This window comes from Deltaproteobacteria bacterium, from assembly GCA_005879795.1.
In the GTDB taxonomy this organism is placed as follows: Bacteria; Desulfobacterota; Binatia; order DP-6; family DP-6; genus DP-6.
Map to the genome: position 1 here is coordinate 1 of VBKJ01000125.1, position 4772 is coordinate 4772.

At 72.6% G+C, this 4772-nt stretch carries 6 protein-coding genes; all 6 read left to right on the forward strand.

Features of this window, described 5'->3' with window-relative positions:
- Nucleotides 1-30: 30 nt before the first annotated feature.
- Complete coding sequence (locus E6J59_06505; GenBank protein ID TMB21072.1) at nt 31-822, forward strand: hypothetical protein; 792 nt, start codon at nt 31-33, stop codon at nt 820-822.
- A gap of 4 nt (nt 823-826) precedes the next feature.
- Entirely contained in the window at nt 827-1981 is a 1155-nt protein-coding gene (locus E6J59_06510) for an acyl-CoA dehydrogenase (GenBank protein TMB21073.1), read from the forward strand.
- A 65-nt stretch (nt 1982-2046) separates the two neighbouring features.
- Nucleotides 2047-2304, forward strand: coding sequence for a DUF2007 domain-containing protein (locus tag E6J59_06515; GenBank protein TMB21074.1), 258 nt, complete (start codon nt 2047-2049; stop codon nt 2302-2304).
- Complete coding sequence (locus E6J59_06520; GenBank protein TMB21075.1) at nt 2301-3932, forward strand: methylmalonyl-CoA mutase; 1632 nt, start codon at nt 2301-2303, stop codon at nt 3930-3932. Before E6J59_06515 ends, E6J59_06520 begins: the two co-directional genes overlap by 4 nt.
- Nucleotides 3923-4333 (forward strand): cobalamin B12-binding domain-containing protein, encoded by a 411-nt coding sequence (locus E6J59_06525; GenBank protein TMB21076.1) that lies wholly within the window; start codon nt 3923-3925, stop codon nt 4331-4333. Before E6J59_06520 ends, E6J59_06525 begins: the two co-directional genes overlap by 10 nt.
- Nucleotides 4333-4772: acyl-CoA dehydrogenase (locus tag E6J59_06530; protein TMB21077.1), on the forward strand; the 440-nt coding region annotated here is incomplete at its 3' end. The genes E6J59_06525 and E6J59_06530, both read left to right, overlap by 1 nt.

The following is a 4772-nucleotide window of genomic DNA, read 5'->3' on the forward strand; positions in this document are numbered from 1 at the left end:
CGACGGTCAGATCGAGTATGCATCGGCTCGGTGAAAGAAGTCGCCTTCACGAACCTGCTCGTCGAGCGCGCCGGGGCGGTGGTGACCGTGCGCCTGAATCGCCCGCGCGCGCTGAACGCCCTCGACACGGCGACGCTGCGCGAGCTGGCGCGCGCCATCCGGGAGGTCCGGCGCGACGGCGGCGTGCGCGCGCTGGTCGTCACCGGCGCCGGCGACAAGGCCTTCTCGGCGGGCGCCGACATCGCGGCCATGGCGGCGATGAGCGCGGCCGACGGGTACGCCTACTCGCGCCTCGGCCACGACGTGCTGGCGCGCCTCGAGGCGCTCGCCGTCCCGGTCGTCGCCGCCGTGAACGGCGTCGCGCTCGGCGGCGGGCTCGAGCTGGCGCTCGCCTGCGACCTGATCGTCGTCTCGGAGCGGGCGCGCCTCGGTCAGCCGGAGATCAACCTGGGCCTCATCCCGGGCTTCGGCGGGACGCAGCGGCTCGTGCGCCGCATCGGGCAGACGCGGGCGCGGGAGCTCATCTACCTGGGGCACATGATCCCGGCCGACGAGGCGCTGCGCCTCGGGCTCGTGAACCGTGTCGTGCCGCACGAGCGGCTCGCCGAGGAGGCCGCGCGGCTCGCGGCCGATCTCGCCGCCAGAGCGCCGGTCGCGCTCGCGCAGGCGAAGCGCGCGACGGCCGTCGCGGCGGACGCGGACCTCGGGACCGGCTGCGGCTACGAGGTCGAGGCCTTCGGCGTGACCTTCGCGACCGACGACCGGGTCGAGGGGCTGAAGGCGTTCCTGGAGAAGCGAACGCCGGCGTGGAAGGGACGCTAGGGGCGTGCGCGTCGAGCTCACGGAGACGCAGCGCCAGCTGCGCGACCTGGTGCGCGCCTTCGCGCAGGAGCGCGTCCGGCCGGCGGCGGCCGACACCGACCGCCGCGAGCGCTTCCCGCGCGAACTGATCGGCGAGCTCGGCCGCCTCGGTGTGATGGGCTGCTTCGTCCCCGAGCTCTACGGCGGCGCGGGCTTCGACCACGTCGCCTACGCGCTCGCGGTCGAGGAGCTGTCGGCCGCGTGCGCGGCGACCGGCGTCATCTTCTCGGCGCACGCCTCGCTCGCCACCTGGCCGATCCTGGCGCTCGGCACCGAGGCGCAGCGGGAGCGCTACCTGCCCCGGCTCGCGCGCGGCGAGTGGCTCGGCTGCTTCGCGCTCTCGGAGCCGAGCTCCGGCTCGGACGCGGGCTCGATCCGCACCACCGCGCGGCGCGCCGGCGACCACTACGTGCTCAACGGCACCAAGAACTTCATCACCAACGCGCCCGACGCGCAGCTCGCGATCGTCTTCGCCTCGCTCGATCTCGGCCTGGGCAACGAGGGGCTCGCCGCCTTCATCGTCGAGACGGCGTGGCCCGGCTGGGAGGTGGTGCGCGTCGAGGAGAAGATGGGCATCCGCGGCGCGCACTCCGCGCAGCTCGCCTTCACCGACCTCCGCGTGCCGCGCGAGAACCTGCTCGGCGCGGAGTCGGGCGGCTTCAAGGTCGCCATGAAGACGCTCGACGGCGGGCGGATCGGCATCGCCGCGCAGGCAGTCGGCATCGCGCGCGCCTCCTTCGAGGACTCGCTCGCCTACGCCCGGGAGCGGCGCGCCTTCGACCGCGCGCTGGCCGAGTTCCAGGCCGCGCAGTTCCGCCTGGCCGACATGGCGACCGCCGTGGAGGCGGCGCGGCTCCTCACGCTGCGCGCGGCTTTCCTGAAGGACCGCGGTTTGCCATATACGAAGGAGGCGGCGATGGCGAAGCTCTTCGCCGCCGAGACCGCGATGACGCTCGCCACGCAGGCGGTGCAGATGCACGGGGGCTACGGCTACACGCGCGAGTTCGCCGTCGAGCGCTACTTCCGCGACGCCAAGATCACCGAGATCTACGAGGGCACGTCGGAGATCCAGCGCTTGGTGATCGCTGGGCAGCTCCTCCGGGAGGCTCGGGGCGCATGAGCGCGAGCGAAGAATACCGATGAGCGCGAGCGAAGGATACCGATGAGCGCGAGCGAAGGATACTGATGAGCTGGCGCACCTGCTACTCGGCACCGACGCCCCCGGAGGCGCACCTCGTCAAGGGCTTCCTCGAGGGGCGCGGCGTCCCGTGCCTGCTGACAACCGAGGGGTCGAGCGTCTATCCGTCCATCGCGTTCGGGTCGCGAGTCCACGTTCTCGTACCCGAGCACTGGCTGCCCGTGGCGCGGAAGATGGTCGAGCGGCGGCGACGAGCGAAGCCGGCGCGGGTCGTCCCGCTGCAGCCGCGGAGGCGGCTCCGATGACCAGGCGCGAGTGGCTCGAGAAGCGCTACCGGACGGAGAAGGAGCGTGACGTCCGCTTCTCGACCGTCTCCGACATGGAGGTGGGGCCGCTCTACACGGCCGAGGATATCCCGCCCGACGCGGGCGAGCGCCTCGGCCTCCCCGGCGAGTTCCCCTACACGCGCGGCGTCTACCCGAGCATGTACCGGGGCCGGCTGTGGACGATGCGCCAGTTCGCCGGCTTCGCCACCCCCGAAGACACCAACGCGCGCTTCCACTTCCTCCTGAAGCAGGGCCAGACGGGGCTCTCGACCGCCTTCGACATGCCGACCCTCATGGGCTACGACGCCGACCATCCGCGCGCGCTCGGCGAGGTCGGGCGCGAGGGCGTCGCCGTCTCGAGCCTCGCCGACATGCGGGCGCTCTTCGCCAGCATCCGCCTCGACCGGGTGACGACCTCGATGACCGTCAACTGCTCCGCGAGCGCGCTGCTCGCGATGTACCTGGCGGTGGCCGAGGAGCAGGGCGTTCCCTGGACGCAGATCGGCGGCACCATCCAGAACGACATGCTGAAGGAGTTCATCGCGCAGAAGGAGTGGATCTGCCCGCCCGAGCCGTCGCTCCGCATCGTGGTGGACATGATCGAGTTCTGCGCCCGCGCGGTGCCGCGCTGGCACCCGGTCTCGATCAGCGGCTACCACATCCGGGAGGCGGGCTCGACGGCGGTGCAGGAGCTGGCGTTCACGCTGGCCGACGGCATCGCGTACGTCGAGGCGGCGGTGAAGCGCGGGCTCCGGGTGGACGACTTCGCGCCCCGGCTCTCCTTCTTCTTCAACCTGCACAACGACTTCCTGGAGGAGGTGGCGAAGCTCCGCGCCGCGCGCCGCCTGTGGGCGACGATCATGCGCGAGCGCTTCGGCGCGAAGGACCCGCGCTCGCTCAGGCTCCGCACCCACGCGCAGACCGCGGGCTGCGCGCTCACGGCGCAGCAGCCGCTCAACAACGTCGTGCGGGTGACGGTGCAGGCCCTGGCGGGCATCCTGGGCGGCGTGCAGTCCCTGCACACGAACTCGCTCGACGAGACGCTCGCGCTGCCCTCGGAGCCGGCGGTCATGGTGGCGCTCCGCACGCAGCAGATCCTGGCCGAGGAGAGCGGGGTCGCGAACGTCATCGATCCCCTCGGCGGGAGCTGGGCCATCGAAGCGCTCACGGACCGAATCGAGCGCGAGGCGCGCGAGTACATCGAGCGCATCGACGGCTTCGGCGGCATGGTGAAGGCGATCGAGGCCGGCTACCCGCAGCGCGAGATCGCCGACGCGGCCTACGCCTACCAGCAGCAGATCGACCGCGGCGAGAAGACCGTGATCGGCGTGAACCGCTACCAGGTGCCCGAGGAGCGCCCGCCGGACCTCCTGCGCGTGCCGCTCGAGGTGGAGCAGCGGCAGGCCGACCGGGTGCGGCGGGTGAAGCGCGAGCGGGACGCGGCCGCGGCGCGCGCGGCCCTGCAGCGGGTGCGCGCAGCCGCGGAGTCGGACGAGAACCTGATGCCGCCGCTCGTCGCCGCCGTGAAGGCGATGTGCACGGTGGGCGAGATCGCGGACGTCTACCGCCAGGTCTTCGGCCAGTACCGGGACCCGGCATGGCTGTAGGCCGCCCGCTTCGCATCCTGGTGGCGAAGCCCGGCCTCGACGGGCACGACCGCGGCGCCAAGATCATCGCGCGGGCGCTGCGCGACGCGGGCTTCGAGGTGATCTACACGGGCCTCCACCAGACGCCCGAGATGGTCGCCGAGGCGGCCGTCCAGGAGGACGTCGATGCGGTCGGGCTCTCGATCCTCTCCGGCGCCCACCTGACGCTCTTCCCCGCCGTCGTCGACGAGCTCAGGCGCCGTGGCGGGGGCGACAAGGTCGTCTTCGGCGGCGGCATCATCCCCGACGAGGACATCCCGGCGCTCGGCAAGGCCGGCGTCGCCAAGATCTTCACCCCCGGCGCCTCGACACAGGAGATCGTCGATTGGATCCGCGCCAACGTCCAGCCGCGGGTCGCCTGATGGATTTCACGCTCTCCGACGAGCACCGCCACATCCAGGAGACGATCCGCGACTTCGGCGAGCGCGAGGTGAAGCCGCACGCGGCCGCCTGGGACCGCGAGGAGCGCTTCCCGCACGAGACCGTGAAGCGCCTGGGCGAGCTCGGCTTCATGGGCGTCGCGCTCCCCGAGGACGTGGGCGGCGGCGGCGCCGACACGCTCGCGAACCTGCTCGTGGTCGAGGGCATCGCGCGCTACGACGCCTCCCTGGGCCTCACCGTCGCCAGCCACACCGGCCTCGCCTCGGGCCACATCAACGTCTTCGGGAGCGAGGCGCTCCGCCGCCGCTACCTGCCGCGCATGGCGCGCGGCGAGTGGCTCGGCGCCTGGTGTCTGACGGAGCCCGGCTCGGGCAGCGACGCGGCTGCGCTGCGCACGCGCGCCGTGCGCGACGGCGACTC